Source organism: Vibrio sp. 1249-1, from assembly GCF_033340495.1.
On sequence record NZ_JAWOWJ010000789.1, the window covers coordinates 1 to 568 of the forward strand.

The window sequence follows — 568 nt, forward strand, 5'->3', positions numbered from 1 at the left end:
AAAAAAATATATGACATTGAATAAACAGCAACTGACATTAAATTGCGATATGGGCGAGAGCTTTGGTTCTTGGACGATGGGCGCTGACGATAGCGTGATGCCTCATGTCGATATGGCGAACATTGCTTGTGGCTTTCACGCTTCCGATCCGAACGTGATGCACGACACGATTACCTTAGCGAATCTTCACGATGTTGATATTGGTGCGCACCCCGGTTATCCCGACTTACAAGGTTTTGGTCGACGCAGCCTCAGTATGAGCAGCGATGAAATTACTAACATGGTGATCTATCAAGTCGGCGCGTTGCAGGCATTGTGTCGTGCGCAGTATACCGATATCGGTTATATCAAGCCTCATGGTGCCCTTTACAACGATATGATGAAAAGCGATTCGGTTTTTCGAGCGGTCGTTAAAGCAGCCGCACTGTTTAAAGTGCCGTTGATGATCCTTGCATCGCAAGAAAACGAAAAATATTTAGAAATCGCGGACGATTATGATGTGCCATTGTTGTTTGAGGCGTTTGCTGATCGTCTGTATCAGGATGATGGGATGTTGACACCAAGAACG

At 46.0% G+C, this 568-nt stretch carries 1 protein-coding gene; it reads left to right on the forward strand.

The genetic code is table 11. The annotated features are described in order from the left end of the window. Positions 1 to 10: 10 nt before the first annotated feature. The coding region (locus tag R7Z50_RS28930) for a 5-oxoprolinase subunit PxpA (RefSeq protein ID WP_318149937.1) at positions 11 to 568 on the forward strand (558 nt) is incomplete at its 3' end.